3 protein-coding genes and 1 pseudogene are annotated in these 3021 nt (G+C 61.7%); 2 read left to right on the forward strand and 2 right to left on the reverse strand.

The window, feature by feature from the left end:
- Positions 1–1477, forward strand: a 1477-nt coding sequence (locus EN984_RS28565) for an ABC transporter ATP-binding protein (protein ID WP_164765708.1), incomplete at its 5' end; no start/stop codon positions are given.
- 15 nt (positions 1478–1492) lie between these two features.
- Here the strand turns inward: EN984_RS28565 and EN984_RS28570 are convergent.
- Positions 1493–1717 (reverse strand): annotated as a pseudogene (locus EN984_RS28570) (SDR family oxidoreductase); the annotation flags it as partial.
- A 13-nt stretch (positions 1718–1730) separates the two neighbouring features.
- The gene (locus EN984_RS28575; RefSeq protein ID WP_023811021.1) at positions 1731–2264 is read right to left on the reverse strand and encodes a TetR/AcrR family transcriptional regulator; all 534 of its coding nucleotides are present in this window, start codon (positions 2262–2264) and stop codon (positions 1731–1733) included.
- 145 nt (positions 2265–2409) lie between these two features.
- On the opposite strand from EN984_RS28575, the gene EN984_RS28580 reads away from it, so the two are divergent.
- Positions 2410–3021 (forward strand): efflux RND transporter periplasmic adaptor subunit (locus EN984_RS28580; RefSeq protein ID WP_127384125.1); only part of this gene is annotated, 612 nt, incomplete at its 3' end.

Genomic DNA, 3021 nt, shown 5'->3' on the forward strand with positions numbered 1-3021 from the left:
GATCATGTTCGAGGGCAGCGATGTCCTCGCCATGAAGGATGCCGATCTGGGCCAGCTGCGTGGCGGGCAAGCGGCGATGATCTTCCAGAACCCGTCGACGCATCTTGATCCGATCATGACGGTCGGGCGTCAGGTGGGAGAAGCGATGGTGGTCCATCAGGGCGTATCCTGGCGGCAGGCCAATGCGCGGGCGGTCGGACTGCTCGAAGACATGCACATCAAGGACGCGCCAAGGCGCGCGGGCGCCTATCCTCACGAGCTATCCGGTGGCATGCGTCAGCGGGTGATGATTGCGGCGGCCCTTGCCTGCGAACCGAAACTGCTGATTGCCGACGAGCCCACGACGGCACTTGATGTCACGGTGCAAGCTCAGATACTCGACCTGCTCCGCGGCATCCGGCGTGAACGCAAGCTGTCGGTCATTCTGGTCTCTCACGACCTTGGCGTGATCGCGGAAATGTGCGACCGCGTCGTCGTCATGAAGGACGGCGCGGTGCTGGAAATCGGCTCGGTCGATCAGATCCTGCGTGACCCCGCCCATGAATACACGAAGCGCCTGATCGCTTCCCAACCCTCGCTGATGAAGCCGACCACGCATGCATGCCCCGTGGCGACGGAACCGCATCTCCTGGTGAAGAACCTGTGCGTGAACTTCTACCCAGGGCAGAGCCTTGCAGCCTGGGCGACACGCAAGCCGCCGCAGATCGTGCGCGCGGTCGACAATGTTTCGCTGGCATTGCGGCGCGGTGGGGCACTGGGGATCGTCGGCGAGTCCGGTTCCGGCAAGAGCACCATAGCCCGGGCCATTGCAGGCCTGGTGCAGCCGGAACAAGGAGAGATCGAGGTGGACGGCCAATCGCTCGATCGCGCGCTAAGGCAGCGCCGACCGGAGCAGGTTCGCAAACTGCAGATGGTGTTCCAGGACCCGTTCATGTCCCTCAACCCGGCGTTTACGGTTGCGCGAACTCTGGCCGAACCGCTGCGGCAACAGAACATCTGCCCGGAAAGAGACATCCCGGAGCGGATCCGCGAGCTGATGGAAAAAGTGGAATTGCCACGCCAGTTGCTGGACCGACGCACCACGCAGCTTTCCGGCGGCCAGCGGCAGCGCGTCGGCATCGCCAGAGCCCTGGCGCTGGAACCTGAGATATTGATCGCCGATGAAGTCACCTCCGCTCTGGACGTCACCATCCAGGCCCAGGTGCTCGGCCTCTTTGCGCGGCTGCGCCGCGAATTGTCGCTGACGCTGATCCTGATTTCCCATGATCTGGGCGTGGTGCGTTATCTCTGCGAGCACGTTGCGGTCATGCAGCACGGCAAGCTGGTTGAGTATGGCAATACGGAAGATGTCCTGGATCGTCCGCAGCAGGCCTATACGCGAGAGTTGATCGCCGCTATCCCGAAACTCTCGCGTCGAACGAGCAGCGGAATCCAACCAGGAGACACCCCGCTACTGGCCGCCGGAAGCAAATGCTGAGCCTTCGGGGCCGGGCTACTGTGCCGTCCAGCCGCCGTCCATCTGCAAGGTCGTGCCGGTGATCTGCCTGGCTGCGTCCGAACACAGGAACAGCGTCAACGCAGCAAGCTCATCGACGGTGACGAATTCCTTGGTCGGCTGGGCAGCGAGCAGCACATCGTGCTTGACCTGTTCCTCGGTCATGCCGCGCGCCTTCATGGTGTCGGGAATCTGCCTTTCGACCAGCGGGGTCCAGACATAGGGTGGGCGACGCCTATTTGGCGATCTCGAGCAGGGACGATACCAGAAGCTCTCGCTCATCTTTCGACAGGACATCCGAATCGAAGAGGTTCATGCTGCGCAATCCCTCGATGGCGAGATAGCAGATTAACAGCGATTTGAGATCCGGCGTCTCACCTTTCAGCCGCTCGAAAAGCTGCCTCTTGAAGGTCTTTATCGGCATCATGAAATCGGGATCCTCGGCGATGGCCGAGAAAATCCAGGACGCCGACGGCTGCTTTTCCTCGCAATCATTGGCTGACAGCCTGATGTAGACAGCCAGGGGATTTTCGTCCTTGTCATTTGTGCGGGCGGCTTCCAGTGCGTGCTCGAACTCACGCAGATAGCCTTCGACCAAACCTTGCATCAATTTGGCCTTGGTCGGGAAATTGTAGAGGAGCCCTCCCTTCGACACGCCGGCACGGCTGGCTACGGCATCCAGCGACAGGCTGCCTGGTCCGGATTCCCGGGCAACATCAGCCGCCGCGGCGAGAATCTTCTCGCGCGAATTCGGTCTTTGGGCTCTCATGGGGCCTCCCATCGCAAGCTTAGGCCCAATTGACAAGACCGTCCAGACGGTACAGGAAGACCGCCATTATTTGAAATCGGGACCCGCAGTCGATATGTGTCCCGATATCCGCGCTTCGCGCCGGATTTCGACTGAGGGGACTTCCTTGTTCAAGCGCATACTCCGTATCTTTATCATTGTTCTGGTTCTGGCTCTGCTCGTCGTCGTGGTCGGCGGCATCGTCGGCTTCAACTTCCTGCGCGACAACGGCATCAAGCAGTATTTCGCATCGATGAAGCCGCCGGCGGCAACCGTGTCGACCACCATCGCCAAGCCTTCGGCCTGGACGCCAGGCGTCGAGGCTATCGGTACGGTCAAGGCTGTGCGCGGTGTCGACCTGGCGGTCGAGACCACCGGTATCGTCAAGGACATCCTTTTCCATGCCAACCAGAAGGTGGCCGACAATGCGGTTCTGCTGCAGCTCGATGACGCCGTCGAGCGCGCCGATCTCGACGCACAGAAAGCGCAGGCCGCGCTCGACCAGACCTCGCTGGCCCGCGCCATTGAACTGACCAGGCGTGGCGTCGGCTCCGACTCGACGCTGGACACGGCGCGTGCGGCGGCCTCGGCCTCGGCATCTCAGGTCACCAAGCTGCAGGCCGTACTCGAACAGAAGCAGCTGACGGCGCCTTTCGGCGGCACGGTGGGCATTCCGAAAATCGATATCGGCCAGTATCTGGCGCCCGGCACCGCCGTGGTGACATTGCAGGACCTCGAC

The organism is Mesorhizobium sp. M7A.F.Ca.CA.004.12.1.1 (assembly GCF_003997835.1).
Classification (GTDB): domain Bacteria; phylum Pseudomonadota; class Alphaproteobacteria; order Rhizobiales; family Rhizobiaceae; genus Mesorhizobium.

Coding starts and splice junctions, on each gene's coding strand:
- EN984_RS28575 (WP_023811021.1), bottom strand. CDS start 2,264: ATGAGAGCCCAAAGACCGAATTCGCGCGAGAAGATTCTCGCCGCGGCG.